Annotated in this window: 24 protein-coding genes, 1 tRNA gene and 1 riboswitch; of the genes, 20 read left to right on the top strand and 5 right to left on the bottom strand. The window is 66.0% G+C overall.

Annotated elements, in window-relative coordinates; translation table 11 throughout:
• Nucleotides 1-105: 105 nt before the first annotated feature.
• Both D3880_RS15725 and D3880_RS15715 read right to left on the bottom strand, forming a co-directional pair.
• Nucleotides 106-1104: a catalase family peroxidase gene (locus tag D3880_RS15725; protein ID WP_238474361.1), complete on the bottom strand. Its 999-nt coding sequence runs from the start codon at nt 1102-1104 to the stop codon at nt 106-108.
• A 358-nt stretch (nt 1105-1462) separates the two neighbouring features.
• Nucleotides 1463-2464 carry an AraC family transcriptional regulator gene (locus D3880_RS15715; protein ID WP_119894368.1) on the bottom strand — a complete coding sequence of 334 codons (1002 nt, stop codon included), beginning with the start codon at nt 2462-2464 and terminating at the stop codon, nt 1463-1465.
• Nucleotides 2465-2800: 336 nt separating this feature from the next.
• Here D3880_RS15715 and D3880_RS15710 point away from each other — a divergent pair, with 336 nt between their 5' ends.
• The 5 genes from D3880_RS15710 to D3880_RS15690 all read left to right on the top strand — a co-directional run bounded on the left by D3880_RS15710 (nt 2801) and on the right by D3880_RS15690 (nt 9409).
• Nucleotides 2801-4102, top strand: coding sequence for a dicarboxylate/amino acid:cation symporter (locus tag D3880_RS15710; RefSeq protein WP_119894367.1), 1302 nt, complete (start codon nt 2801-2803; stop codon nt 4100-4102).
• A gap of 279 nt (nt 4103-4381) precedes the next feature.
• A complete protein-coding gene (locus D3880_RS15705) occupies nt 4382-5521 on the top strand; it encodes an acyl-CoA dehydrogenase family protein (protein WP_119894366.1) in 1140 nt (379 codons plus the stop codon).
• 64 nt (nt 5522-5585) lie between these two features.
• Nucleotides 5586-6407, top strand: a complete 822-nt coding sequence (locus tag D3880_RS15700) for an amidohydrolase family protein (protein WP_119894365.1) — start codon at nt 5586-5588, stop codon at nt 6405-6407.
• Between the two features lie 119 nt (nt 6408-6526).
• Nucleotides 6527-8164 (top strand): AMP-binding protein, encoded by a 1638-nt coding sequence (locus D3880_RS15695; protein ID WP_119894364.1) that lies wholly within the window; start codon nt 6527-6529, stop codon nt 8162-8164.
• A gap of 63 nt (nt 8165-8227) precedes the next feature.
• Nucleotides 8228-9409 (top strand): CaiB/BaiF CoA transferase family protein, encoded by a 1182-nt coding sequence (locus tag D3880_RS15690; RefSeq protein ID WP_119894363.1) that lies wholly within the window; start codon nt 8228-8230, stop codon nt 9407-9409.
• 136 nt (nt 9410-9545) lie between these two features.
• Here D3880_RS15690 and D3880_RS15685 read toward each other — a convergent pair whose 3' ends face one another.
• The 3 genes from D3880_RS15685 to D3880_RS15675 form a co-directional block, all read right to left on the bottom strand.
• Nucleotides 9546-10040 (bottom strand): SprT family zinc-dependent metalloprotease, encoded by a 495-nt coding sequence (locus D3880_RS15685; RefSeq protein ID WP_119894362.1) that lies wholly within the window; start codon nt 10038-10040, stop codon nt 9546-9548.
• Between the two features lie 90 nt (nt 10041-10130).
• The gene (locus D3880_RS15680) at nt 10131-10730 is read right to left on the bottom strand and encodes a Yip1 family protein (RefSeq protein WP_119894361.1); all 600 of its coding nucleotides are present in this window, start codon (nt 10728-10730) and stop codon (nt 10131-10133) included.
• 168 nt (nt 10731-10898) lie between these two features.
• The gene (locus tag D3880_RS15675) at nt 10899-11492 is read right to left on the bottom strand and encodes a DNA-J related domain-containing protein (RefSeq protein ID WP_119894360.1); all 594 of its coding nucleotides are present in this window, start codon (nt 11490-11492) and stop codon (nt 10899-10901) included.
• 209 nt (nt 11493-11701) lie between these two features.
• Here D3880_RS15675 and ttcA point away from each other — a divergent pair, with 209 nt between their 5' ends.
• From ttcA to D3880_RS15600, 15 genes are all read left to right on the top strand, one after another.
• On the top strand, nt 11702-12526 hold the full coding sequence (gene ttcA, locus D3880_RS15670; protein WP_119894359.1) for a tRNA 2-thiocytidine(32) synthetase TtcA: 825 nt from the start codon (nt 11702-11704) through the stop codon (nt 12524-12526).
• 121 nt (nt 12527-12647) lie between these two features.
• The gene (locus tag D3880_RS15665) at nt 12648-13319 is read left to right on the top strand and encodes a DNA-3-methyladenine glycosylase I (RefSeq protein WP_119894358.1); all 672 of its coding nucleotides are present in this window, start codon (nt 12648-12650) and stop codon (nt 13317-13319) included.
• Between the two features lie 91 nt (nt 13320-13410).
• Nucleotides 13411-14169: an NAD-dependent deacylase gene (locus D3880_RS15660; protein WP_119894357.1), complete on the top strand. Its 759-nt coding sequence runs from the start codon at nt 13411-13413 to the stop codon at nt 14167-14169.
• A gap of 76 nt (nt 14170-14245) precedes the next feature.
• Nucleotides 14246-14848: a C40 family peptidase gene (locus D3880_RS15655; RefSeq protein WP_119894356.1), complete on the top strand. Its 603-nt coding sequence runs from the start codon at nt 14246-14248 to the stop codon at nt 14846-14848.
• An 84-nt stretch (nt 14849-14932) separates the two neighbouring features.
• Complete coding sequence (locus D3880_RS15650) at nt 14933-15448, top strand: C40 family peptidase (protein WP_119894355.1); 516 nt, start codon at nt 14933-14935, stop codon at nt 15446-15448.
• A 15-nt stretch (nt 15449-15463) separates the two neighbouring features.
• Nucleotides 15464-16126, top strand: a complete 663-nt coding sequence (locus tag D3880_RS15645) for an O-methyltransferase (RefSeq protein WP_119894354.1) — start codon at nt 15464-15466, stop codon at nt 16124-16126.
• Between the two features lie 48 nt (nt 16127-16174).
• A tRNA-Ala gene (locus tag D3880_RS15640) sits at nt 16175-16250 on the top strand.
• Nucleotides 16251-16356: 106 nt separating this feature from the next.
• Nucleotides 16357-16580, top strand: a riboswitch (cobalamin riboswitch).
• 117 nt (nt 16581-16697) lie between these two features.
• Complete coding sequence (gene btuB / locus D3880_RS15635; RefSeq protein WP_119894353.1) at nt 16698-18575, top strand: TonB-dependent vitamin B12 receptor; 1878 nt, start codon at nt 16698-16700, stop codon at nt 18573-18575.
• A gap of 134 nt (nt 18576-18709) precedes the next feature.
• Nucleotides 18710-19279, top strand: coding sequence for a hypothetical protein (locus D3880_RS15630; RefSeq protein WP_119894352.1), 570 nt, complete (start codon nt 18710-18712; stop codon nt 19277-19279).
• On the top strand, nt 19276-19887 hold the full coding sequence (gene cobO, locus D3880_RS15625; RefSeq protein ID WP_119894351.1) for a cob(I)yrinic acid a,c-diamide adenosyltransferase: 612 nt from the start codon (nt 19276-19278) through the stop codon (nt 19885-19887). Before D3880_RS15630 ends, cobO begins: the two co-directional genes overlap by 4 nt.
• Nucleotides 19888-20020: 133 nt before the next feature.
• Nucleotides 20021-21316, top strand: a complete 1296-nt coding sequence (locus tag D3880_RS15620) for a cobyrinic acid a,c-diamide synthase CobB (RefSeq protein ID WP_119894350.1) — start codon at nt 20021-20023, stop codon at nt 21314-21316.
• Nucleotides 21313-21963, top strand: coding sequence for a 5,6-dimethylbenzimidazole synthase (gene bluB / locus D3880_RS15615; RefSeq protein WP_119894349.1), 651 nt, complete (start codon nt 21313-21315; stop codon nt 21961-21963). Before D3880_RS15620 ends, bluB begins: the two co-directional genes overlap by 4 nt.
• On the top strand, nt 21960-22880 hold the full coding sequence (gene cbiB / locus D3880_RS15610; protein ID WP_119894348.1) for an adenosylcobinamide-phosphate synthase CbiB: 921 nt from the start codon (nt 21960-21962) through the stop codon (nt 22878-22880). Before bluB ends, cbiB begins: the two co-directional genes overlap by 4 nt.
• On the top strand, nt 22873-23856 hold the full coding sequence (cobD, locus tag D3880_RS15605; RefSeq protein ID WP_119894347.1) for a threonine-phosphate decarboxylase CobD: 984 nt from the start codon (nt 22873-22875) through the stop codon (nt 23854-23856). The genes cbiB and cobD overlap by 8 nt, the downstream gene beginning before the upstream one ends.
• Before the next feature lie 8 nt (nt 23857-23864).
• A complete protein-coding gene (locus D3880_RS15600; protein WP_119894346.1) occupies nt 23865-25328 on the top strand; it encodes a cobyric acid synthase in 1464 nt (487 codons plus the stop codon).
• Nucleotides 25329-25375: the final 47 nt, after the last annotated feature.

The following is a 25375-nucleotide window of genomic DNA, read 5'->3' as shown; positions in this document are numbered from 1 at the left end:
TTGAGTCCGGGAGCCCAGTGGGCTCCCGTTTTTTTTGCCTTCAGGAAAGTCCGGGACGCCGGGCCGGCACTGGTGGTAGTCCGCAGGTTGGCTATCTCCAGTCGCTCACTGGCCACTCAGGCGTTTGCCGAACGAGGTGGCATAGGCCGGGGAGCGGAACAGCAGAATCGGGTCGTTGCTCGGCGCGATGCCGTCGGCCATGACCAGTGGATCGAAGTTGATCTTCTCGCACTCGGTGCCTTGCTGCGGCATCGCCGAGGCCAGTGTCAGGGTACCGACTTTCACCTGCTTACGGCTCTGCGGCCAGGCCAGGGTCGGGTTGTCTTCCGGGTCACCGGGTTCGCCGACGCTGATCCACATGTCCCAGCGGATCGGCCCCTGTTGGCTGCGTTCGATCAGGCGCTGCTCGAGGAAGTCCGCCGGCAGGGCCTGCAACTCGGCCGCGGACAGCTGCTTCTCGCCGTCCTCGGGTACGAAGCGCCAGCGCACCAGGGTGGTCTTGTTATCGCGGTCGATGAACTTGAACGTGTGGATGCCGAAGTAGGCGCTGTTGGCATAACTCGGCGGCGGGTTGTAGCTGGCCATGAGCTGCGCCAGGGCCTGGCTGTCCGGGTGGCTGGCGACGAACGCCTTGAGTTTCTCGGGGTCGGGCTTGCCGGTTTGCGGATCGGGCCGCATCGCCACGAGTTGGTCGAGGAAGGTGCGCGGCTGCGCGGCGCCGAAGATCGGGATGTTGAGCATGGTCATGTGCTGCAGGCCATTGGCGGGCAGCTTGAACTCCAGCGCCATGCCGCGCGGGCTCTTGGCGCTGTCCGGCGCTTTCGGGTTGCCGCCGGCCAGGGAGAAGCGCGCGATGACTGGCACCGCCTTTCCGGAAAACAACGCCGAGCGTGAATAGCCCGCCGCTTCGGGCGTGCCGACGAACTCGCCCAGCGCACAGGTGCCCTTGGTGTGATTGCGCCGCTCGCCTTTGGTCACCCCGAAGACTCGTTCCATTTCGCCCACCACCTGGTCGGCCGTCACCTGGTCGGTGGCCAGAGCCGTCTGCGTGCCGAGCGCCAGCAGCCCGGCCAGCAGCCCGCTCGGCCAAGTCAGTCTCTTCATCTGCCGCTTCATCAGTGCATCTCCTCTAGGTATTGCCGAACGCCTGTCGCGTCAGCGGGGGAGTAGGGCGGAATGAGCAAGCATAGGTGAGGTGGCCGAGGATGCGTTCAAGCCAGACGGAGTGCGCCCGCGTGTGGGCCGGGCAAGGCGACTGTGCGGCCTGGGGACGTCTCAGAGCCTGTTTCGGCTCTCGGAAAACTCCCCTCTCCCACTCGTGGGAGGGGGGCTGGGGGAGAGGGCAAGCGGTTTTAATGCCCTCTCCCTAGCCCTCTCCCGTAAACGGGAGAGGGGACTGGTCCGCGAGATGGCTAGTTATTTTTAGCCGCCTGACACTTCGGCCAAGATCGTGAACAGGCTCTCAAGCGTCCTGATGCGCCCGATAGGCGCCGGGGGTCAGCCCGGTCCATTTCTTGAACGCGCGGTGGAAGGCCGAGGGTTCGGAGAAGCCGAGCTGTTCGGCGATGTCCTGGATCGCCAGGTTGTCGCGGCCGAGGTGGTAGATCGCCAGGTCGCGGCGCAGATGGTCCTTGAGTTCCTGAAAGCTGCTGCCTTCTTCGCGCAGATGGCGGCGCAGGGTTTGCGGGCTGGTGTGCAGTTGGCGGGCGACGCTTTCCAGATCCGGCCAGTGGTTGCAGTCGCGACCGAGCAAGCGGCGGATCTGGCTGGTCAGGCTGTCGCCGCCGTCCGGGCGGGCGAGCAGGTCAGCCGGCGAGTTCTTGAGGAACTGCTTGAGCGTGCGCTCGTCCTGCAGCAGCGGCATGTCCAGGTAGCGGGCCTGGAAGCGCAAGCCGGTGCGCTCGGCGGCGAAGCCGCGGGGCGCCGGGAAGAGCAGGTCGTATTCGGCGCTATGGGCCGGTTCGGCATATCTGAAGCGGGCTTCCAGCAGGCGGATGCGCTGGCCGATCAGCCAGCTGCCGAGGCGGTGCCAGATCAGCAGCAGGCTCTCGGCGAGGAAGTGATCGGGATCGCGCAGGTTGCTGTCGTCCAGTTCCAGCCAGACGCTGTCGCCGTCGCGGCGCAGCGAGAATGTCGGCGCGTCGGGGAACAGCCCGTAGAACAGCATGCCGCGGGTCCAGGCTTTTTCCAGGGTCGGACAATGGATCAGGGTGTAGCAGGCCATGGCGAAGGTGCCGGGCTTGCTGCGCTGGCGGCCGAGGCCCATGTACTCGTCTACCAGGACATCCCACACACGCTGCATCAGCCGGGTGAACTGCTCCGGGGCGATGCGGGCGCGCGGTTCGTTGAGCACCGCCGGCTGGATGTTCAGTCCGGCCAGCAGCGCGACGATGTCCAACCCCTGTTGCTCGGCACCGCGCAGGGCGGCACAGACGAAATGGCTGGCGATGGTGCGTTCGCGCATGGAGTGGGCTCGTCGACAAGGCGGCTCGATGGTAAGCAGCACAACGGTGGACCACAAGCCGGCCTTGCGGTGGGTGGGGGAAATCCGCCAATGCGGCTGGCGTACTTGGCGGGAACCCGCCAAAAGGGCGGGGGGATTGTTTCGGATTATTATCTCAACTATTTGTTTTTAAAGGATTTACTTGGATTTTTCAGGGGTGGCTCAGGGCTTGCAATAAGCACAGCAGGCCTGCCCGGGTGGCAGGTAACAACAAATCCCTCCAGTGCAGGAGGGTTAGCGCTTCGGTAGCGCGGGCATCGCGGATAGATGCCTGGCGATGCCCCTGAGGATCCTGTCATGACCCGTAAACCCTTGTACAAGAGTCTCTATGTTCAGGTGCTGGTGGCGATCGCCATCGGTATTGCCCTCGGGCATTTCTACCCGGACACCGGGGTGGCGCTGAAGCCGCTCGGTGATGGCTTCGTCAAGCTGATCAAGATGGCCATCGCGCCGATCATCTTCTGCACCGTGGTCAGCGGCATCGCCGGCATGCAGAACATGAAGACGGTGGGCAAGACCGGCGGTTATGCGCTGCTGTATTTCGAAATCGTCTCCTCCATCGCCCTGGTCATCGGTCTGGTGGTTGTCAACCTGGTGCAGCCGGGGGCCGGTATGCATGTCGATCCGAGCAGCCTCGACATCAGCGGCATCGCCGCCTACGCCAAGGCCGGCGAGCAGCAGAGCACCATCGCCTTCCTGCTCAACGTGATCCCCAGCACCATAGTCGGCGCCTTCGCCAGCGGCGATATCCTCCAGGTGCTGTTCTTCTCGGTGATCTTCGCCTTCGCCCTGCAGCGCATGGGCGACTATGGCCGTCCAGTGCTGGAGTTCATCGAGCGCATCGCCCAGGTGATGTTCGGCATCATCAACATGATCATGAAGGTCGCGCCGCTCGGTGCCTTCGGCGCCATGGCCTTCACCATCGGCCAGTACGGCGTCGGCTCGCTGGTGCAGCTCGGTCAGCTGATGCTGTGCTTCTACATCACCTGCGTGTTCTTCATCCTCGTGGTCCTCGGCGGCATCGCCAAGGCGCACGGCTTCAGCATCCTGCGCTTCGTCCGCTATATCCGCGAGGAGTTGCTGATCGTGCTCGGCACCTCGTCGTCGGAGTCGGCCCTGCCGCGCATGCTGAGCAAGATGGAGAAGCTCGGCGCGAACAAGTCGGTGGTTGGTCTGGTGATCCCCACCGGCTACTCGTTCAACCTCGACGGCACCTCGATCTACCTGACCATGGCCGCGGTGTTCATCGCCCAGGCCACCGACACGCCGATGGACATCAGCCATCAGCTGACCCTGCTGGCGGTGCTGCTGGTGGCGTCCAAGGGCGCCGCCGGGGTGACCGGCAGCGGCTTCATCGTGCTGGCCGCGACCCTGTCCGCGGTCGGGCATCTGCCGGTGGCCGGCCTGGCGCTGATCCTCGGCATCGACCGCTTCATGTCCGAGGCGCGTGCGCTGACCAACCTGATCGGCAATGGCGTGGCCACCCTGGTGGTCGCCAAGTGGTGCAAGGAGCTGGACGAGGACACCCTGCAGCGCGAACTGGCCAGCGGCGGGCGTCTCGCCGCGCCGGCGCCAGCTGCGGCCCACGAACTGGCCTGACGACCGCCCCGGCCGAGGGCAACCTTTCCTTTACTGTCGCCTCACGAGGGGGACAGCTCGCACAGCCCGCCTCGATGCGGGCTTTTTTTCGCGCTTTTTGTAGGAGCGGATTTATCCGCGATCGACGCCGCCTTCATCGCGAATGAATTCGCTCCTACAGGTTCGCGCTCGTCGGGCACTGAGCGAAAGGGTCAATCGAGCCTGAGCGGCTGGGTCATTGAGGGGCAGGGGGAGGGCTGCCTAACCTGCGGGACGAACAAAAACCGCAGAGGCCAACCCATGCAGCGCATCCATTTCGAAACCGAGCACGACATGTTCCGCGACGCCTTCAGTGCCTTCCTGCACAAGGAGGTGGTACCGCACCAGGAGACCTGGGAAGAGGCCGGGGTGGTCGACCGTGCGGTGTGGAAGAAGGCTGGCGAGATGGGCTTCCTGCTGCCCTGGGCCGATGAAGAGTACGGCGGCACCGGGCTCAAGGACTTCCGTTACGAGCAGATCATGTGCGAGGAGCTGGCCAAGATTAACGAGCCGGGCTTCATGATCCCGCTGCACTCGGCGCTCTGCGGTCCCTACATCGCCGAGTACGGCAACGCCGAGCAGAAGGCGCGCTTGCTGCCTGGCATCATCCGTGGCGAAACCATTCTCGCCGTGGCGATGACCGAACCGTCCGCTGGGTCCGACCTGGCCGGCATGCGCACCACCGCCGTCGACCAGGGCGACCATTACCTGCTCAACGGCTCCAAGGTGTTCATCTCCAACGGCCTGCTGGCCGACGTGGTGATAGTCGCGGCGAAGACCGACCCGGCCAACAAGCACGCCATGGGCCTGTTCCTGGTCGAGCGCGGCATGCCGGGTTTCGAGCGCGGGCGCAACCTGAAGAAACTGGGGATGAAGAGCCAGGACACCGCCGAGCTGTTCTTCAACAACGTCAAGGTGCCCAAGACCAATGTGCTGGGCGACGCCAAGGCCGGTTTCTTCTACTTGATGAACATGCTCGCCCAGGAACGCCTGACCAATGCCTGCGGCGCGGTGGCCGGCGCCGAGGCGGCGCTGCAGACCACCATCGACTACGTGAAGGAGCGCAAGGCCTTCGACCGCACGGTGGCACAGTTCCAGAACACCCGCTTCAAGCTGGCCGAGATGCGCACCCAGATCGACGTGGCCCAGGTATTCGTCGACCGCTGCGTGATGGACCACAATCAGAAGAAGCTCACCCCGGAAGTCGCCGCCGAGGCCAAGCTGTTCACCACCGAGCTGCTCGGCAAGGTGGTCGATGAGGGCGTGCAACTGCATGGCGGCTGGGGCTATATGTGGGAATACCCGATCTGCCGGATGTACGCCAACGCGCGCATCCAGCGCATCTTCGCCGGCACTTCGGAAATCATGAAGGAGATCATCAGCCGCGGCATGAAGCTGTAGTCCGCTGGCGGCCGGGCCGCCGCCCGGTCACATGCTGGTTTTTCACCCTGCCAGGGAGTCACCCATGAACCTTGCCATCGATGCCTGGGCCCAACCGGCCAACGGCCGCACCCGCGAGCTGATGCCGGAAGTCGTTCGGCTGTTCGAGAAGTCCGGCTCCGGGCATCTGCTCGATCAGCGCCTGAGTCCGGAGCAGACCGTCGCCGAGATGGACAAGGCCGGGGTAGAGAAGCTGATGCTGGCCGCCTGGTGCCGGCCGCAGTGCTGGGTGTACAACAACGACGAGATCGCCGAGTTCACCCGCGCCTTCCCCGAGCGCTTCGTCGGCGTCGCCACGGTCGACCTGAGCAAGCCGCTGGCGGCGGTGCGCGAGCTGGAGCGGGCGGTCAGCGAGCTGGGCTGCAAGGCGCTGCGCATCGTGCCCTGGTTATGGCAGCTGCCGCCCAATCACCGCTTGTATTACCCCCTGTATGTGAAATGTATCGAGCTGGACATCCCGTTCTGTACCCAGGTCGGCCACACCGGGCCGCTGATGCCGTCCGAGACCGGCCGCCCGGTGCCCTACCTGGACGAGGTGGCGCTGGACTTCCCCGAGCTGCGCATCGTCGCCGGGCACATCGGCCACCCCTGGACCGACGAGATGATCGGCGTGGCCTGGAAGCACGATAACGTCTACATCGACACTTCGGCCTACCTGCCGCGCTACTACCCGGCGCCGTTGCTGCAGTTCATGCAGAGCTACGGCCAGGACAAGGTGCTGTTCGGCAGCAACTTCCCGCAGCTATCGCTGAGTCGCTGCATGGCGCAGGTGGCGGAACTGGGCCTGACGCCCGAAGTGCAGGAGAAATTCCTGCGCGGCAATGCGCAGCGGGTGTTCAAGCTGTAGTGCAACGTTCCGTTACGCAGCCTCGCTTTGTCTTCCTCGTTCATGAAGGCAGAGTACGTACTGGGCGCCGCGCGCGCCCTATGCTGTTCCCTCCCAACAACAAGAAGAAGGGTTGAGCGATGACTGAGCAATTGCCGTTGCAGCGTTTTGCGCAGTGGGTGGCGCAGAAGCCGGACACGGTCTGGCTGCGCCAGCCGCGCGAGCGGGTGTGGCATGAATTGACCTGGCGCCAGGTCGACGATCAAGCGCGGCGCCTGGCGTCGGCGCTGCGCGCTCAGGGCTGCGAGCCGGGTGATCGGGTGGCGCTGTTCTCGAAGAACTGCGCCGAATGGTTCATCGCCGATCTGGCGATGATGTTCGCCGGGCTGGTCAGCGTGCCGCTGTACCCGACCCAGTCAGCCGAAGGCATCGACTACGTGCTGCGCCATTCGGCGTGCAAGGCGATCTTCCTCGGCAAGCTCGACGGCCAGGACAAGCTCGACGCGGCGATCCCGGCCGAGGTCAAGCGCATCGCCATGCCGTACCCGACCCTGCCGGCGCAATATCGCTGGGACGAGCTGCTGCGTCAGCACGAGCCGCTGGCCGTGGCGCACGAGCAGCAGCCCGAGGAAATCCTCAGCATCCTTTACACCTCCGGCACCACCGGCCAGCCCAAGGGGGTGATGCTGTCGGCGCGGGCGATGATGTTCGCCGCGCAGGGGGCGGCGAGCGAGCAAAATATCGGCCCGGACGACCAGTACTTCTCCTACCTGCCGCTGTCGCATGCCGCCGAGCGCTTCCTGGTCGAGTTCGAAAGCCTGTGCGCAGGCGCCCAGGTCAACTTCGCCGAGTCTCTCGAGACCTTCGCCGAGGACCTGCGCCACGTGCGGCCGACTGTGTTCTTCGCCGTACCGCGCCTGTGGACGCGCTTCCAGCAGGGCGTGCTGGAGAAACTGCCGGCCGCCAAGCTCGAGCGGCTGCTGCGCATTCCGCTGCTCGGTGCCCTGGTGGCGCGCAAGGTGCGCCGCGGCCTGGGGCTGGATCGGGCGCGCATCCTGGTGTCCGGCGCGGCGCCGATTCCCCGTGCGCTGCTCGACTGGTACCAGCGCATCGGCCTGACCCTCTGCGAGGGTTACGGCATGACCGAGAACTTCGCCTACGGCACCTTCAACCGTCCCGGCCAGGTACATTTCGGCACGGTTGGCCGGCCGATGCCGGGGCTGGAGATGCGCATCGACGACAGCGGCGAAGTGCTGTTCCGCAGCCGCGCGCTGATGAGCGGCTATTACCTCGATCCGGAGAAAACCGCCGAAACCCTGCGCGATGGCTGGCTGCACACCGGCGACAAGGGCGAGATCGATGCCGACGGCTATCTGACCATCACCGGGCGGCTCAAGGACATCTTCAAAACCAGTAAGGGCAAGTACGTGGCGCCGGCACCGATCGAGGGCGAGATCGCCAAGAGCACCTGGGTCGAGCAGGTGTGCCTGATGGGCAGCGGCCTGGACCAGCCGCTGGCGCTGATCGAACTGGCGCCGGCCGCCCGTGAAGCGGCGCGCGCGCAAGTCGAGGGCGACCTGCTCGCCACCCTGAACGCATTGAACCAGCGCCTGCTGCCGCACGAGCGGATCAGTAGCCTGCTGGTGGTGCGCGAGGCCTGGACCATCGACAACGGCTGCATGACGCCGACCATGAAAATTCGCCGCAACGTGCTGGAGCAGCGCTTCGCTGCCAAGGTCGCGGCCTTGAGCGGCGCGCAGCCGCTGCACTGGGAATAGCGAATATCGATCAACCCTGCTTCGCCGCGCAGTCGCGGCGAAGTGAGAGCCAAAGGAGTTGCCATGCAAGGCCCACTGTCGTCCCTGAAGATTCTCGATTTCTCTACCCTGCTGCCGGGGCCGTTTGCCTCGTTGTTGTTGGCGGACATGGGCGCCGAGGTGCTGCGTGTGGAATCGCCGAGCCGCCCCGACCTGCTGCGGGTGATGCCGCCGCATGACGGTGGCGTGTCGGCCGGGCATGCCTATCTCAACCGCAACAAGCGCAGCATCGCTCTCGACCTCAAGCGTGCGGAGGCGGTCGAGGTGGTCAAGCAGCTGGTGCTCGAGTACGACATCGTCCTCGAGCAATTCCGTCCGGGGGTGATGGACAAGCTCGGCGTCGGCTATGAGGCGCTGAAGGCGATCAACCCACGGCTCATCTATGTGTCGATCACCGGTTACGGCCAGACCGGCCCGTACAAGGATCGCGCCGGCCATGACATCAATTACCTGGCGCTGTCCGGCCTCGCCGCGCAGACCGGGCGCCTGGGAAGCGGCCCGCTGCCGCTGGGCGTGCAAGTGGCCGATGTCGCCGGCGGCTCCTTCCATGCGGTGATGGGCCTGCTGGCCGCCGTGATCCAACGCCAGCAGAGCGGGGAAGGGCAGTACATCGATATCAGCATGACCGACTGCGCCTTCACCCTGCATGCCATGGGCGGCGCGAGCTACCTGGCCTGCGGCGAGGAGCCGACGATGGAGAGCCAGGCGCTCAACGGCGGTAGCTTCTACGACTACTACCGCACCCGCGACGGCCGCTGGCTGTCGGTCGGCAGCCTGGAGCCGCAGTTCATGCAGCAGCTGTGCACCGCGCTTGGCCGTCCGGAACTGGCGATGCGCGGCCTGTCGCGCCGGCCGGAGGAGCAGCAGGCGCTCAAGCGCGAATTGCAGGTCGAGTTCGAGCTGCGTGATTTCGCCGAGTGGTGCGAGCTGTTCGCCGGTCTGGATGCCTGCGTGGAGCCGATGCTGAGCCTGGCCGAGGCGGTCGAGCATCCGCAGCTCAAGGCGCGTGGTCTGGTCACCGAAGTGCCGCGTGGGGCAATGCCGGCGCAGAAGCAGATCGCCTGTCCAATCAAGTTCTCCACCGGCCTGCCGGCGCCCCGGCATGTCGGCGCGCCGCTGGGTGCGCACACCGAAGAGGTGCTGCGCGGCCTGGGCTACAGCGTCGAGCAGATCGCCGAACTGAAGGCGGGGAAGGTGATCGGCTGAGGACGTTGCCGGCGTAACGCGTAGGATGGGTTGAGCTTGCGATACCCATCAATCCGCGCCGCATGGGTATCGCTGCGCTCAACCCATCCTACGGTCCGGCTGTGGCAATGCCGATATGGCGCATTCGCCAGGCCGATTACTCGGTGCGCTGATGGCCACTGAAGACCAGGGTCTTCCGGCAGCGCCGGCAGTAATAGCTGCGTCCCTTGCTCACTAGCGCATGGCGTTGGGCGGAAAAGGGGAATTCGCCGTCCGGGCAACTGCACAAATAAATGAAGCGGCTGACCGGGCGGCGTTTGACTGCATAGCTATGACAGCGGTGCGGCGGCAGCTCATAGACGCCGCGCATGATCAGTTGCCATTCCTCGCCATGCGCCTGGATTTTCGGCCCGAACAGCTGGTGGGCGACCAGGTGCGCCACTTCATGGGCCACGGTCTGTTTGAGGAAGTCTTCGCGGTTTTCCCGGTACAGCTGCGGATTGAAGCGCAGCTTGTTTTCGCTCAGATGGGCGACGCCGGCTTTCTGGCCGCGCAGCTTGAAGCAGACTTGCGGGCGGGGGAAAGGGCGTTTGAAGAAGGTTTCCGCCTGCTGATAACAGGCTTCGACGCGGGCTTGGATGTGTTCGGGCATGGCGCGGATTATGCCCAAGCGCCTCGCCCACGGCAGCCCAAAAACGACGAAACCGCCAGGTGGCGGTTTCGTCGAGCACAGCAGCAGGTTTCAGCTGGTGTACACCGGGCCGACGCCCGAGCCCCAGAGGATCACCGACAGGGCGATCATCGCCACCAGCACCACCAGGCCTACCGCCAGCACCGAGCTGGAGAACAGGAAACCTTCGTCCTGGTGGATGCCCATGAAGGTCGGAATGCCCACATAGAGCAGGTACACCGTGTAGCAGATCGCCGCGGTGCCGACTGCCATCGCCAGCCACAGGTTCGGGTAGAGCGCCGCAAGGCCGCCGATGAACAGCGGGGTAGCGGTATAAGCGGCGAATACCACGCATTGAGCCATGGTTGGACTGGCATCGTAGGTGCGCGCCATCCAGTGGATGAAGGCGCCCATCACCGCTACCCCGGCGAGCATGGCCAGGTAAGTGAGGGTGGTCATCTGCAGCGCGCTGGCTTGGGTAAGCATCACCGGTGCGCCATCGCCCACGGTCCAGCCCACCAGGGTGGTGCCGATATAGGCGGAAACCGCAGGAATTGCAGCAAGAATCAGGATGTGGGTCAGGTACATGTGGCTGATGCTTTCTTCCTCGCCACGGATTTCCTGCCACTCTTCGTCGGGATGGGTGAAAAGCCCCAGAACGTGATGGATCATGCCAAACACTCCTCTTGTTATAGCGATCGCCCCCCAGCGTTGCGCCCGGCGCGCGTGAGCAGCGCCACCAGGTGCAGGGCCGAACCTACGCGACCGTATGTCGAGTATAGGCATGGGCTGGAGGCCGCGCGGGGCGTGGCTTTAGAGCAAATAGCTCTCTAAATGCCGTCAGTAATAGCGCTCAAGAATTTCCATCGCCTGATTCAGAGATTGCAGCCGCGACGTGCTACCACCGCGATCGGGGTGATGCAGGCTGACCAGCTCGCGGTAGCGGCGCTTGATGGTGGCGAGATTGAGCGCTTCCGGCGAGGTATCGAGGCCCAGCAGTTCCAGCGCCGCCTGCTTCTCGTCGCCCCCCTGCATGCGCTTCCAGAAGCTGGTCAGGAGTTTCTCCACATCCTCTTCGCGGGTATCGCGCAGGTGGTGCAGGTCCAGGTAGTAGTCGCGTAGCGGGTCGTGCTCGCTCAGCCCGACGCTGCCGGTCTGGTAGGGCAGCAGTTGGATATGCAGCGCGCTGATCTGCAGATGGCCGGCCTGTTCGCTCCACAGCCGCTCGCGCAGACGATAGAGGGCGTTGAACAGGAGGAAGTGGGTGCGAAACAGCACCAGTTTGTCGGTCAGCGGCAGGTGCGGGATATGCGTGGAATGCCGCGCCTTGAGCTGTTGGATCAGTTGATACTCGCTGCAGCCCTGGGCCGCCTCGCGCAGCAGGATCAGCAGTTGGTCGGCCAGATCGAGGCCGTAATCGAGATCGTTGTTCATCGCCGGAGCCTGGTGTCCTGTTCCGGAACTGCGTTGAAGAGTTGAGCCGAGACGTTGGTTGCCTGCCCAGTCGTCACCACGAACCACCATGATGGCGCGCGGCCAAGCCGCTACGCCTGATTCAGGACACTAGCACTGGGGCTGGGGTGATAGCGGCTTTGTGCGTAAAATAGCCGGCTTTCGTCACACCTCGCGGGTTTTAGTGCGCCATGGGCACCCTTTCGGTCAATCAGAACAAACTGCAAAAACGCCTGCGTCGCCAGGCTGGCGAGGCAATCGCCGACTTCAACATGATCGAGGACGGCGACAAGGTGATGGTCTGCCTGTCCGGCGGCAAGGACAGCTACACCATGCTCGACGTGCTGCTCTATCTGCAGAAGGTAGCGCCGATCAAGTTCGAGATCGTTGCGGTGAACATGGACCAGAAGCAGCCGGGCTTCCCCGAGCATGTGCTGCCCGCCTACCTGGAATCCATCGGCGTGCCCTACCACATCATCGAGAAAGACACCTACTCGGTGGTCAAGGAAAAGATCCCGGAAGGCAAGACCACCTGCTCGCTGTGCTCGCGCCTGCGCCGCGGCACGCTGTATACCTACGCCGACGAGATCGGCGCGACCAAGATGGCTCTCGGCCACCACCGCGACGACATTCTGGAAACCTTCTTCCTCAATATGTTCTACGGCGGCACCCTGAAGGCCATGCCGCCCAAGCTGCTGTCCGACGACGGCCGCAACGTGGTGATCCGTCCGTTGGCCTATTGCAGCGAGAAGGACATCGAAGCCTATTCCCAGCTCAAGGAATTCCCGATCATCCCGTGCAACCTGTGCGGCTCGCAGGAGAACCTGCAGCGTCAGGTGGTCAAGGAGATGCTGCTGGACTGGGAGCGCAAGTCGCCGGGGCGCACCGAGATCATGTTCCGTGCCCTGCAGAACGTGGTGCCCTCGCAACTGGCCGATCGCGACTTGTTCGATTTCACTAGCCTGCGCATCGATGACAATGCCACGCCGCGTTTTCTCGATGTGATGAGTCTCTGACCAGTTGCCATACCGCTTATTGCGTAGGATGGGTTGAGCGCAGCGATACCCATCGATCCCGCAGCGATGGGTATCGGCACTACGCGCCTCAACCCATCCTACGATCCTGCAAGGACTGCCCATGCGCGACTACCGATGGCTGCATGAATATTGTTTGAACCGTTTCGGCTCGGCCGCGGCGCTGGAGGCCAGATTGCCGGTGCCGAAGTCCGCCGACGAACTGCGCCAGCTTAGCGACGACCGCTATCTGTCGATGATCGCCCTGCGGGTGTTCCGCGCCGGCCTCAAGCACAGCCTGGTGGATGCCAAGTGGCCGGCGTTCGAGGAAGTGTTCTTCGGCTTCGATCCGCACAAGGTGGTGCTGATGGGCGCCGAGCATCTCGAACGGCTGATGCAGGACGCGCGGCTGATTCGCCACCTGGGCAAGCTCAAGAGTGTGCCGCGCAACGCCCAGTTCGTCCTCGACGTGACGCGCGAGCAGGGCAGCTTCGGCGCGCTGATCGCCGACTGGCCGGTGACCGATATCGTCGGCCTGTGGAAATACCTGGCCAAGCACGGCAGCCAGCTCGGCGGCCTGTCCGCACCGCGCCTGCTGCGCATGCTCGGCAAGGACACCTTCATTCCCACCGACGACATGGTGGCGGCGCTCAAGGCCCAGGAAGTCGTCGACAAGGCGCCGACCAGCCAGAAGGAGCTGGCGGCGGTGCAGGCCGCCTTCAACCAGTGGCATGTGCAAAGCGGCCGGCCGCTGTGCCAGCTGTCGGTGATGCTGGCGCATACGGTCAATCATTGAACCTGTAGGGTGGATGACGCTTTATCCATCCACCAGATCGATGTTTCGGTGGACGAAAAGAGCGTCGTCCACCCTACGAAAGGGGATCGAGATGGACCAGGCAATCGCGCGCGTCGCTAAGGCCATCGCCCAGGCCGAACGCATTCTGATCATCACCGGCGCCGGGCTGTCCGCCGACTCCGGCCTGCCGACCTATCGCGGTCTCGGCGGCCTGTATAACGGCACGACCGCCGAAGGCCTGCCGATCGAGGAGGCCCTGTCCGGGCCGATGCTGCGGCGCGACCCGGCGCTGTGCTGGAAATACCTTGCCGAGCTGGGCAAGGCCTGCCTGGGCGCGCAGCCCAACGCCGGCCACCAGGCCATCGCCGAACTGCAGCGGCGCAAGCCCGGCTGCTGGGTGCTGACGCAGAACATCGACGGCTATCACCGCGCGGCGGGCAGTCCGCCCGAGCGCTTGATCGAGATCCATGGCGAGCTGGCGCCGCTGTACTGCCAGTCCTGCGGCGCCGAAAGTCCCGAGCTGGCCGAGCATCTGCAGCGGCCGTTGCCGCCCAAGTGCGGCGTTTGCGGCGGGATCCTGCGTCCACCGGTGGTGTTGTTCGAAGAAATGCTTCCGGAGCAGGCCGTCGAGCGGCTCTACGCCGAACTGCGCAAAGGCTTCGAGGTGGTGCTCAGCGTGGGCACCACGGCGAGCTTCCCCTATATCATCGAGCCGGTGCTGCGCACCCGTGCGGCCGGCGGTGTTACCGTGGAAATCAACCCTTCCGTGACCGAAATCAGCGGATTCGTCGATATCCGTCTGCCAGGGCGGGCCTTAGATGTTTTCCCAAAACTGCTGGGTCACATCTAAGGCGATAAAATTTGCAAATGAAATTCCCAGAAGGCATATTCGCGCCTTCATAAGAATTCTCGACACGGTCGTGCCCATGCTAAAGCGCTTCGCACCCCTCGTGCCTTTTGCACTTGCATTGTTTCTGGGGGCTTGTGCCGGTCACTCGCCAACCACACAAGAATCCGATTCTCCCTTCGCCGCGCAGGTTGCCCTCGAGCAAGAGCCGGCGCTCGAGCCGCTGCCGGACTTCAGCCAGGCCAAACCCTACGAATTGCCGACCTTCGCCGACAGCATCCTGGCCCATGGCTTGTCGCTGATCGGTACCCGCTACCGCTATGGCGGCACCTCGGTGGCTTCCGGCTTCGATTGCAGCGGCTTCATCGGCTACCTGTTCAAGAAAGAGGCCGGCCTGCAACTGCCGCGCTCGACCCGGGAAATGATCGACCTCGATGCGCCGCTGGTGGCGCGCTCCGAGCTGAAGCCGGGCGACCTGCTGTTTTTCAGCACCCGCGGCCGCGGGCGTGTCAGCCATGCCGGCATCTACCTCGGCGATGACCAGTTCATCCACTCCTCCAGCAGCCGCAGCGGCGGGGTACGGATCGACAGCCTGGACGACAAGTACTGGAGCCGCACCTTCATCGAAGCCAAGCGCGCGCTGGCCCTGGCCTCCAACGGCCACACGGGCAATCATCGTTAAATCCAGCGCATGCAAGCCCCAGGCTTGCGTGCGTGCATTCCTCCCGGCAGAGTAGGGCGCATCCAGGCTCAGGACCGCCCGCTCATGACCGCCAAGGCCCGCCTCATCCTGCTTGTCCTCTTTGCGCTGCTGAGCGCCTGTGCCAGCAGCCCGCCGTCAAAATCACCGATTTTTACCCCTCCAGCCAGCAATGCCAGCGCCGACGATGTGCTGTTTCGCGCCCTCGGCCTGGTCGGCACGCCGTACCGCTATGGCGGCAATACCCCGGACGGCGGTTTCGACTGCAGCGGCCTGATCGGTTATGTCTACCGCGATGCGGCCGGCATCCTGCTACCGCGTTCGACCCGCGAGCTGATCGCCATGCGGGCCCCAAGCGTACGCCGCGACGCGCTGCAGAGCGGCGACCTGCTGTTCTTCGCCACCAATGGCGGTGGCCAGGTCAGCCATGCCGGCATCTATGTCGGCGAGGGGCGCTTCGTCCATGCACCCTCGAGTGGTGGCACGGTGCGCCTGGACAGCCTGGCCAGCGCTTACTGGCAGAACAGCTATGTGGATGCCAAGCGCGTGCTGGCGCCGCCCAGCCTGGCCCGTCATCCCTGATCGCGAGGTGCGCGTATGACCGCCCGGACCCTGAGCCTCGACGATGCGCTCTACCGCTACCTGCTCGATGTCTCCCTGCGCGAAACCCCGCTATTGGCTCGCCTGCGCGAAGAAACCCAGGCGATGCCCATGGCGCGCTGGCAGATCGCCCCGGAGCAGGGGCAGTTCATGGCCTTGCTGGTCAAGCTGACCGGCGCCCGTAAGTTGCTGGAAGTCGGCACCTTCACCGGTTACAGCGCGCTGTGCATGGCCGAGGCCATGGGCGCGGATGGCCGGCTGATCTGCTGCGACCTGCCCGGCGACTACAACGCCATCGCCCAGCGCTATTGGCAGGAGGCCGGGGTCAGCACACGCATCGACCTACGCCTGGCGCCGGCCCTGGAAACCCTCGGCGCGCTGGAGCGGGGCGGGCAGAGCGAGAGCTTCGACCTGATCTTCATCGACGCCGACAAGGCCAACTACCCGGCGTACCTGGAGCACTCCCTGGTGCTGGCCCGGCGTGGCGGCCTGATCCTGTTCGACAACACCCTGTGGAGCGGACGGGTACTGGAAACCAGCCCCGACAGCGCCGACACCCGGGCGATCCAGGCACTGAATCGGTGGCTCAAGCAGGATCAGCGGGTCGACCTGTCCTTGTTGCCGCTCGGCGACGGCCTGACCCTCTGCCGCAAGCGCTGACCGGGCTTGCCTAAGCCCTAAAAGACGCGCTAATTTTTGCCTTGCCTCGGGCCGATAGCTCAGCTGGGAGAGCGCCGCGTTCGCAATGCGGAGGTCGGGAGTTCGATCCTCCTTCGGTCCACCAATCCAAGGCCAGCGCCACCCGGTGCTGGCCTTTTTCGTCACGGCGTCATGAATTTCCCTCATCCAGCCCCACGCCGCGCGTTGACGCCCGCGCCGCCTGCCACTACCCTGCGCGCCTTGCTTCAGGTACCCCGGCCATCGGCCAGAGGGTGAAACAGGGAAGCCGGTGCGTTTCGCGATGATCGCGGCACAATTCCGGCGCTGCCCCCGCAACGGTAGACGAGTCAACAACCGCAATCAGGCCACTGTGCGCAGGCATGGGAAGGCGCGGTTGGGAGTCCGACTGGATTCGCTCGTGAGCCCGGAGACCGGCCTGTCGCAGTCCACGGCATCGCGGAGGGCGCTGTCTGGCGTGTGGGCTGCCGTTGCGCGTCCGTGCGTCTGTGTTCTCCGTATGCCTTTCCCGGCCTGAGTCGCGCGGGTGAGCGCGACGGAGCACACAACCAGAATGAGCAAGTCCACCCTGATGCCGACAGCGCTGCTGTTGTGCGGGGTTTCCTCCCTTTCCCTGTCGGCCCTGGCGGCCGAGCAAACCCTCGAACTCGACCAGCAGGTGGTGACCGCCACCCGCACCGAGCAAGCTGAGCAACACAGCCTCGCCGCCGTCACGGTGATCGATCGCGAGCAGATCGAGCGCAGCCAGGCGCAGTCGGTGCCGGAGTTGCTGCGCAAGGTGCCGGGCGTGTCGCTGGCCAACAACGGCGGCCCGGGCAAGTCCACCTCGCTGTTCATGCGCGGCACCAACTCCAACCACGTGCTGGTACTGATCGACGGGATCAAGGCCGGTTCGGTGACCAGCGGCGGCACCGCTCTGCAGGATCTGCCGGTGGAGCTGATCGAGCGTATCGAGGTGGTGCGCGGCCCGCGCTCCAGCCTGTACGGCTCGGAGGCCATCGGCGGGGTGATTCAGATCTTCACCCGCAAGGGTGGCGGCGAGGGCGCCAAGCCGTTCTTCTCCGCCGGTTACGGCACCCACGACAGCTATCAAGGCAGCGCCGGGGTCAGCGGCGGCCATGGCCAGGGCTGGTACAGCCTCGGTGTCAGCGGCCTGGATACCGACGGCATCAACGTCAAACCGGCCGGCGTCAGCGGCTATGAGGACGACAGCGACGGCTACCGCAACCTGTCCGGCTCGGCGAATGCCGGTTACCGCTTCGCCAACGGCCTGGAACTGGATGGCAACGTCCTGCAGGCCAAGTCGCACAACGATTACGACTCAGTGAACAGCAGGCGCAGAGCCGGCTTCGGCGCCAATGCCGACGGCGTGACCAAGGTGGTCGGCGGCCGCGCGCGCTTCGCTGCGCTGGAGCCCTGGCGGGTGACCCTGCAAGCCGGGCGCAGCGAAGACAAGTCCGACGCCTTCCAGGACGGCGCCTTCTACTCGCGCTTCGACAGCCGCCGCGACTCGCTGTCCTGGCAGAACGACCTGAGCCTCGCCGCCGGCCACACCTTGACCCTCGGCGCCGACTACCAGCGCGACGAGGTCAACGGCAGCACCGCCTATGCAGTCGATTCGCGCGACGACAAGGGCGCCTTCGTCCAGTATCTCGGCCAGGTCGGCCGCCAGGACTGGCAGCTGAGTCTGCGCCACGACGACGATGAGCAGTTCGGCGAGCACGACACCGGCAATATCGGCTGGGGCTATGCGCTGAGCGACGAGCTGCGCTTCACCTCCAGCTACGGCACCGCGTTCAAGGCACCGAGCTTCAACCAGCTGTACTACCCGGGTTTCGGCAACCCCGATCTGGACGCCGAGAAGTCCCACAGCGTTGAAGTCGGCCTGGCCGGCAAGCACGCCTGGGGCCATTGGGCGGCGAACGCTTACCGGACCAAGATCGACAACCTGATCGCCACCATCACGGTCAACGGCAGGAGCCAGGCCGAGGGCGTGGACGAGGCGCGGATTCGCGGTATCGAATTGGTGCTCGGCAGCGAGCTGCTCGGCTGGGCGTGGAATGCCAACTATAGCCTGATGGACGCGGAAAACCGCTCCAAGCGCTCCAGCCGTACCGGCATCGCCTTCTACGGCAAGGACCTCAACCGGCGTCCGGGCCAGACCTTCAACCTCGATGTCGATCGCGCCTTCGGCGCCCTCAGCGTCGGCGCCAGCCTGAGCGCGCAGAACTCCACTTTCGACGATCTGGAAAACCAGAACGAACTGGCCGGATTCGCCACCCTCGACCTGCGCGGCGAATATCGCATCAACCCGCAATGGCGTCTGCAGACCCGCGTCGCCAACCTGCTGGATGCGGACTATGAAACCGCGGACGGTTTCAACCAGCCGGGCCAGGCGGTGTATTTCACCGTGCGTTACCAGGCGCTGTGACCGGTCGTTGAAAAAGCGGTGGGTTACGCCGCTACGCGGCTAACCCACCCTACGTTGTTCAACCCTTAACAGGCCCATCGCCTTTTTAAACGGCCTGTCGCCTGCAAATGGATTTCAACAAGGAAAACGGAAGAATGCACTTATCACCTCGCAGCCAACTGGCGATCGGCCTCGTCCTGGCGCTGCTGCTGGCCGTGACCCGCGGCCAGCACTTCGCCACGGTCAACCTGCCCAGTGCGTCCTGGGCGGTGTTCTTCCTCGCCGGCGTGCTGCTCAAGCCGCGCTGGGTGTTCCCGGCGCTGTTTCTCGAAGCCACGGCGCTGGATTTCAGCATGGTGGCGCTGGGCACGGTGGACGACTGGTGCACCTCGCCGGCCTATTGGATTCTCGTGCCGGCCTACGCCGCGCTGTGGGGCGGCGGCCGCCTGTACGCCGGCTGGCACCGCGACGAACTGCGCAGCCTGGCCGTGCTGGCGTTGACCGTGCTGGTCAGCGCCTTGGTCTGCCATCTGCTGTCCAGCGGCGGCTTCTACTTCCTCTCCGGGCGTTATCCGGAGCCGACCCTGGCCGCCTTCCTGCCGCGCATCGGCTGGTACTACCCACGCTTCCTCGCCAACCTGGCGCTCTATGTCGGCGTGGCGACGGCGTTGTATATCGGCGCGCGTGCCTTCTTCCAGCAGCAACGAGTCGAGGCCAAACCATGAGCGAATCCCCGCAGCGCGACGCCCGCCACCAGGCGCGCATGCAGCGCAAGAAGGCGCTGATCGACGACAAGATCGCCCAGGCCCAGGACGAATACGGCCTGCTGCTGGTGCACAGCGGCAACGGCAAGGGCAAGAGCAGTTCGGCCTTCGGCATGGTCGCTCGGGCCTTGGGCCACGGCCTCAAGGTCGGCGTGGTGCAGTTCATCAAGGGCGCGGCGAGCACCGGCGAGGAGGCGTTCTTCCGGCGCTTCCCGGATGAGGTCAGCTACCACGTGATGGGCGAAGGCTTCACCTGGGAGACCCAGGATCGTCAGCGCGACATCGCCAAGGCGCGCGAGGCCTGGGCGGTGGCTCGGCAGTTGCTCAATGACGACGACATCGGCCTGGTGGTGCTCGACGAGCTGAACATCGCCCTGAAATACGGCTACTTGGAGCTCGACGAAGTGCTCGCCGATATCGAGGCGCGGCCGCCGCTGCAGCACGTGGTGGTCACCGGCCGCGGCGCCTTGCCGGGCATGCTCGAGGCGGCGGATACCGTCACCGAGATGACGCTGGTCAAGCATGCGTTCAAGGCCGGAGTGAAGGCGCAGAAGGGGATCGAGTTTTGAGCTTCCTTCGTATCGGCAACGCTATGCCTATTAATGTAGGAGCGAATTTATTCGCGATAACAGGCCCGTTCGAGCTAGCCCGGTCGCGAATCAATTCGCTCCTACAGAGGCGCGTTCGACAGGAACTGCGGCGATGAGTGCTCCGCGCAGCTGCCCCGCGCTGCTGATCGCCGCGCCGGCCTCCGGCCAGGGCAAGACCACCGTCACCGCCGCCCTGGCCCGTCTGCATGCGCGCCAAGGGCGACGGGTGCGGGTGTTCAAGTGCGGCCCGGACTTCCTCGACCCGATGATCCTCGCCCGCGCCAGCGGCCAGCCGGTGTATCAGCTCGACCTGTGGATGGTCGGCGCGGACGAGAGCCGGCGCCTGCTCTGGGAGGCGGCGGGCGCGGCCGACCTGATTCTCATCGAGGGGGTGATGGGCCTGTTCGACGGCTCGCCGTCGGCCGCCGACCTGGCGCGGCGTTTCGGCGTGCCGGTGCTGGCGGTGATCGACGGCTCGGGCATGGCCCAGACCTTCGGCGCCATGGCCCACGGCCTGGCCAGCTACCAGCAGGATCTGCCGTTCGCCGGAGTGCTGGCCAACAAAACCGGCAGCGTGCGCCATGGCGAGATCCTCCGCGATTGCCTGCCGGCTCGCCTGCGCTGGTATGGCGCCTTGCCGCGCAGCGCCGCCGTCGAGCTGCCGAGCCGCCATCTGGGCCTGGTGCAGGCCGAGGAACTGGCCGATCTGGACGCCCGCCTGGATGCCGCCGCCTATGCCCTGGCCGCCAGCGCCGAGGCCGGCCTGCCGGCGCCGGTGGAGTTCGCCGCAGCCGCGACGGCAACTCCGGAGCCGCTGCTGGCCGGGGTGCGCATCGGTGTGGCGCGCGATGCGGCGTTCGCCTTCGTCTACCAGGCCAACCTCGACCTGCTGCGTGCGCTGGGCGCCGAGCTGCGGTTCTTCTCGCCGCTCAGCGACCAGGCGTTGCCGGAAGTGGACAGCCTCTACTTGCCCGGCGGCTATCCCGAACTGCACCTGGCGCAGCTGGCGGGCAACACGCCGATGTGCGCGGCGATTCAGGCGTACCAGGCGGCCGGCAAGCCGATCCATGCCGAATGCGGCGGCATGCTCTACCTGCTCGAGGCGCTGACCGACCGGGACGGCCAGTCCGGGGCCATGCTCGGCCTGTTGCCGGGGGCGGCGACCATGCAGCCGCGCCTGACTGCCTTGGCCTTGCAGGAAGTGGAGTTCCCCGAGGGCCGGCTGCGCGGGCACACCTATCACCACTCGGCGCTGGACTGCGGGCTGCAACCCATCGCCCGCGGCGAGTGCCCGAACTACCGGCGCACCGCCGAGGCGGTCTATCGCCTCGGGCGGCTGACGGCGTCCTACATCCACTTCTACCTGCCATCCAATCCGCTGGCGGCCGCGGCGCTGTTCCGCCCATGAGCGCACAGGCCTTCAGCCCGGCCGAGCGCGCGGCGGTCTACCGCGCCATCGCCGAACGCCGCGATATGCGCCATTTCAGCGGCGGCACTGTGGCGCCGGAACTGCTGGCCCGCCTGCTGGAAGCCGCACACCAGGCGCCGAGCGTCGGTTTGATGCAGCCCTGGCGCTTCATCCGCATCACCGCGCCCGCGCTGCGCGTGGCCATCCATGGCCTGGTGGAAGCCGAGCGGCGGCGCACCGCCGAGGCACTGAACCAGCGTGCGGACGAGTTCATGCGTCTCAAGGTCGAGGGCATCCGCGACTGCGCTGAGTTGCTGGTGGTGGCGCTGATGGATGGCCGAGAGCGACACATCTTCGGCCGCCGCACCCTGCCGGAGATGGACCTGGCCTCGCTGGCCTGCGCCATCCAGAATCTCTGGCTGGCGGCGCGCGCCGAAGGCCTGGGGCTGGGCTGGGTGTCGCTGTTCGAGCCACAGGCTTTGGGCGAACTGCTCGGCCTGCCGCCCAGCGCCAAGGCCCAGGCGGTGCTGTGCCTGGGACCGGTGACGGAGTTCTATGCCGAGCCGATGCTGGCGCAGCAGGGCTGGGCCACACCGCGGCCGCTGCAGGAGCTGTTGTTCGAGAATCGTTGGGGAGAAACGCCATGAGCGTGGCTGTGCTCGGCCTGGCCGGCGTGGCGCTGGATGCCCTGTGCGGCGAACCCAAGCGCGGGCATCCGCTGGTGGCGTTCGGCAGGTTGGCCGAGGGTCTGGAACGGCGCCTGAATCGTCCTTACGAGGAGGGTGCCATGGGCTGGCGCAGCCATGGGGTGATGGCCTGGCTGCTGGCGGTGCTGCCGCTGACCGGGCTGGCCTGGCTGCTCAGCCGCTTGCCGCAGATCGGCTGGCTGGTCGAGGTGCTGGCGCTGTACGCCGCCCTCGGCCTGCGCAGCCTCGGCGAGCATGCGCTGCCGGTGGCCCAGGCCCTGCGCGGCGGTGATCTGGACCTGGCCCGTCAGCGGGTCGGCTTGATGGTCAGCCGGCAGACCAGCGAACTGGACGACGTCGGCGTCGCCCGCGCCACCACCGAGTCGGTGCTGGAGAACGGCAGCGACGCGGTGTTCGCCGCGCTGTTCTGGTTCGCCCTGCTCGGCGCGCCGGGCGTCGTGCTGTATCGCCTGAGCAATACCCTGGATGCCATGTGGGGCTATCGCAACGCCCGTTTCGAGCGCTTTGGCTGGGCCGCCGCACGCATCGACGACGGCCTCAACTACCTGCCGGCGCGCTTGGTGGCGCTGACCTATGCGCTGCTCGGCCAGACGCGCCTGGCGCTGCGTTGCTGGCGCACTCAGGCGCCGCAGTGGGACAGCCCCAACGCCGGGCCGGTGATGGCTGCCGGCGCCGGCGCTTTGGGCGTCAGCCTCGGCGGCCCAGCCATCTATCACGGCGAACTGCACACGCGGCCGGTGTTGGGCGAAGGCGAGCCGGCCGGCCCGGCGCATATCGAGCAGGCGCTGGCGCTGGTGCAACGCGGTGTGTGGCTGTGGCTGCTGGTGCTGGCCTTGGGGAGTCATCTTTATGCTTGAGCACGGTGGACGCCTGAAAGCGGCGGCGCAACGTTACCGCATCGCCGAGGCGGACTGGCTCGACCTGTCCACCGGCATCGCGCCCTGGCCGTTCGCCATCCCGGCGTTGCCGCCAGCCGCCTGGGCGCGTCTGCCCGAGGCCAACGATGGCCTGGAACAGGCGGCCCGCCAGTATTACCAGGCGCCCGCACTGCTGCCGGTAGCCGGCTCGCAAGCGGCGATCCAGGCGCTGCCGCGCATCCGCCCGCGTGGCCGAGTGGGGATCATCTCACCGTGCTATGCCGAACACGCGGCGGCCTGGCGCCGCGCAGGACATCGCCTGGAAGAAATCAGCGAGGCCGGCGCACGGCGCGCCATCGAGCGCCTCGACGTGCTAGTGGTGGTCAACCCAAGCAATCCCACCGGCCAGCGCCTGGCTCCCGAACTGCTGCTGGAGTGGCACGCCCGCCTCGCCGCGTGCGGCGGCTGGCTGGTGGTCGACGAAGCCTTCATGGATGTCACCCCCGAGCAGAGCCTGGCGCCGCACAGCCACCTACCGGGGCTGATCGTGTTGCGTTCGTTCGGCAAGTTTTTCGGCCTGGCCGGTGTGCGCCTGGGCTTCGTCCTCGCCGCCCAGCCCCTGCTCGCCGAGCTCGACGAGCTGCTCGGCCCCTGGGCGGTCAGCGGGCCGGCGCGGGCCCTGGCCATGGCGCTCCTGCAGGATGGCGAAGGGCAGGGCGTGCAGCGTGAGCGCCTGCGGCACGCGGGCCAGCGCCTGGCGTCCCTGCTGGCTGCCAACGGCCTGCAACCCACGGGCGGCTGTGCGCTGTTCCAGTGGCGGGCCGATCCGCGCGCGGCCGAGCTGCATAAATTTCTCGCTCGCCGTGGCATTCTCGCGCGCTTGTTCGACCAGCCCGCCAGCCTGCGCTTCGGCCTGCCGGCGGATGAGCCGGGCTGGCAACGTCTGCACCAGGCCCTCAAGGAATTCCCGCAATGACCTCATTAATGGTACAGGGCACGACTTTAATGGTGCAGGGCACCACCTCCGACGCCGGCAAGAGCACCCTGGTGGTGGCCCTGTGCCGCTGGCTCAAGCGCCAGGGCGTCAAGGTGGCGCCGTTCAAGCCGCAGAACATGGCGCTGAATTCCGCGGTGACCGCCGACGGCGGCGAGATCGGCCGCGCCCAGGCGGTGCAGGCCCAGGCCGCCGGGCTGGCGCCGCACAGCGACATGAACCCGGTGCTGCTCAAGCCCAACAGCGACACCGGCGCCCAGGTGATCATCCACGGCCGCGCCATCAGCAGCATGGAGGCGGCGGCCTACCACGACTACAAGCAAGTGGCGATGCAGGCGGTGCTGGCCTCGCATCGGCGCCTCGACAGCGCCTATCGGGTGGTGATGGTCGAGGGCGCGGGCTCGCCGGCGGAGATCAACTTGCGGGCGGGGGATATCGCCAACATGGGCTTCGCCGAGGCGGTGGATTGCCCGGTGATTCTGATCGCCGACATCGACCGCGGCGGCGTGTTCGCCCATCTGGTCGGCACCCTGGAACTGCTCTCGGCCAGCGAGCAGGCACGGGTCAAGGGCTTCGTCATCAACCGCTTTCGCGGCGACCTTGCCCTCCTGCAACCGGGCCTCGACTGGCTGGAGGCGCGCACCGGCAAGCCGGTGCTCGGCGTGTTGCCGTACCTGATGGATTTCCACCTGGAAGCCGAGGACGCTATCGACCAGCGCCAGAGCGCCAAGGCCGAGCGGTTGCTCAAGGTGCTGGTGCCGGTACTGCCGCGCATCAGCAACCACACCGACTTCGACCCGCTGCGCCTGCACCCGCAGGTCGATCTGCAGTTCGTCGGTCCCGGCCAGCCGCTGCCGCCGGCCGACCTGATCATCCTGCCCGGCTCGAAGAGCGTGCGCGCCGACCTGGCCTTTCTGCGTGCGCAGGGTTGGGAGGCGGCGATCCAGCGCCATCTGCGTTATGGCGGCAAGCTGCTGGGTATCTGCGGCGGGTTGCAGATGCTCGGCCGCCAACTGCACGACCCGCTGGGCCTGGAAGGCGCCGCCGGTTCCAGCCCCGGCCTCGGCCTGCTGGAGCTGGAGACCGTGCTGGAGGCGCAGAAGCAGTTGCGCAACGTCGCCGGTCAACTGTGCCTGGAACAGGCGCCGGTCAGCGGCTATGAGATCCACGCCGGGGTCAGCAGTGGGGCGGCGTTAGAGCGTCCAGCTGTGCAATTGGCCGATGGCCGTCAGGACGGCGCCATCAGCGCGGACGGACAGATCGTCGCCACCTACCTGCACGGCCTATTCGAGTCGCCGCCGGCCTGCGCCGCGCTGCTGCGCTGGGCCGGTTTGCGCGAGGTGCAGACGGTGGATTACCACGCCCTGCGCGAGCGCGATATCGAGCGCCTGGCCGATCTGGTGGAGGCGCATCTGGATACCCAGAGGCTCAAGCAGTTGTGCGGCCTGACGTAGGTTGGATGGCGCTTTTTACATCCACCTTGCAGTGGGTGACCCCGGCT

The sequence above is a fragment of the Pseudomonas cavernae genome (assembly GCF_003595175.1).
Taxonomy (GTDB): domain Bacteria; phylum Pseudomonadota; class Gammaproteobacteria; order Pseudomonadales; family Pseudomonadaceae; genus Aquipseudomonas; species Aquipseudomonas cavernae.
The sequence above is the reverse complement of the archived record's forward strand: the minus strand, read 5'-3'. Positions and strand labels throughout refer to the sequence as shown.

What these genes read in the sequence shown, in the direction of transcription:
- D3880_RS15725 (WP_238474361.1), bottom strand. Translation starts at nt 1,104, where the DNA reads ATGAAGAGACTGACTTGGCCGAGCGGGCTGCTGGCCGGGCTGCTGGCG.
- D3880_RS15715 (WP_119894368.1), bottom strand. Translation starts at nt 2,464, where the DNA reads ATGCGCGAACGCACCATCGCCAGCCATTTCGTCTGTGCCGCCCTGCGC.
- D3880_RS15710 (WP_119894367.1), top strand. Translation starts at nt 2,801, where the DNA reads ATGACCCGTAAACCCTTGTACAAGAGTCTCTATGTTCAGGTGCTGGTG.
- D3880_RS15705 (WP_119894366.1), top strand. Translation starts at nt 4,382, where the DNA reads ATGCAGCGCATCCATTTCGAAACCGAGCACGACATGTTCCGCGACGCC.
- D3880_RS15700 (WP_119894365.1), top strand. Translation starts at nt 5,586, where the DNA reads ATGAACCTTGCCATCGATGCCTGGGCCCAACCGGCCAACGGCCGCACC.
- D3880_RS15695 (WP_119894364.1), top strand. Translation starts at nt 6,527, where the DNA reads ATGACTGAGCAATTGCCGTTGCAGCGTTTTGCGCAGTGGGTGGCGCAG.
- D3880_RS15690 (WP_119894363.1), top strand. Translation starts at nt 8,228, where the DNA reads ATGCAAGGCCCACTGTCGTCCCTGAAGATTCTCGATTTCTCTACCCTG.
- D3880_RS15685 (WP_119894362.1), bottom strand. Translation starts at nt 10,040, where the DNA reads ATGCCCGAACACATCCAAGCCCGCGTCGAAGCCTGTTATCAGCAGGCG.
- D3880_RS15680 (WP_119894361.1), bottom strand. Translation starts at nt 10,730, where the DNA reads ATGATCCATCACGTTCTGGGGCTTTTCACCCATCCCGACGAAGAGTGG.
- D3880_RS15675 (WP_119894360.1), bottom strand. Translation starts at nt 11,492, where the DNA reads ATGAACAACGATCTCGATTACGGCCTCGATCTGGCCGACCAACTGCTG.
- ttcA (WP_119894359.1), top strand. Translation starts at nt 11,702, where the DNA reads ATGGGCACCCTTTCGGTCAATCAGAACAAACTGCAAAAACGCCTGCGT.
- D3880_RS15665 (WP_119894358.1), top strand. Translation starts at nt 12,648, where the DNA reads ATGCGCGACTACCGATGGCTGCATGAATATTGTTTGAACCGTTTCGGC.
- D3880_RS15660 (WP_119894357.1), top strand. Translation starts at nt 13,411, where the DNA reads ATGGACCAGGCAATCGCGCGCGTCGCTAAGGCCATCGCCCAGGCCGAA.
- D3880_RS15655 (WP_119894356.1), top strand. Translation starts at nt 14,246, where the DNA reads ATGCTAAAGCGCTTCGCACCCCTCGTGCCTTTTGCACTTGCATTGTTT.
- D3880_RS15650 (WP_119894355.1), top strand. Translation starts at nt 14,933, where the DNA reads ATGACCGCCAAGGCCCGCCTCATCCTGCTTGTCCTCTTTGCGCTGCTG.
- D3880_RS15645 (WP_119894354.1), top strand. Translation starts at nt 15,464, where the DNA reads ATGACCGCCCGGACCCTGAGCCTCGACGATGCGCTCTACCGCTACCTG.
- btuB (WP_119894353.1), top strand. Translation starts at nt 16,698, where the DNA reads ATGAGCAAGTCCACCCTGATGCCGACAGCGCTGCTGTTGTGCGGGGTT.
- D3880_RS15630 (WP_119894352.1), top strand. Translation starts at nt 18,710, where the DNA reads ATGCACTTATCACCTCGCAGCCAACTGGCGATCGGCCTCGTCCTGGCG.
- cobO (WP_119894351.1), top strand. Translation starts at nt 19,276, where the DNA reads ATGAGCGAATCCCCGCAGCGCGACGCCCGCCACCAGGCGCGCATGCAG.
- D3880_RS15620 (WP_119894350.1), top strand. Translation starts at nt 20,021, where the DNA reads ATGAGTGCTCCGCGCAGCTGCCCCGCGCTGCTGATCGCCGCGCCGGCC.
- bluB (WP_119894349.1), top strand. Translation starts at nt 21,313, where the DNA reads ATGAGCGCACAGGCCTTCAGCCCGGCCGAGCGCGCGGCGGTCTACCGC.
- cbiB (WP_119894348.1), top strand. Translation starts at nt 21,960, where the DNA reads ATGAGCGTGGCTGTGCTCGGCCTGGCCGGCGTGGCGCTGGATGCCCTG.
- cobD (WP_119894347.1), top strand. Translation starts at nt 22,873, where the DNA reads ATGCTTGAGCACGGTGGACGCCTGAAAGCGGCGGCGCAACGTTACCGC.
- D3880_RS15600 (WP_119894346.1), top strand. Translation starts at nt 23,865, where the DNA reads ATGGTACAGGGCACGACTTTAATGGTGCAGGGCACCACCTCCGACGCC.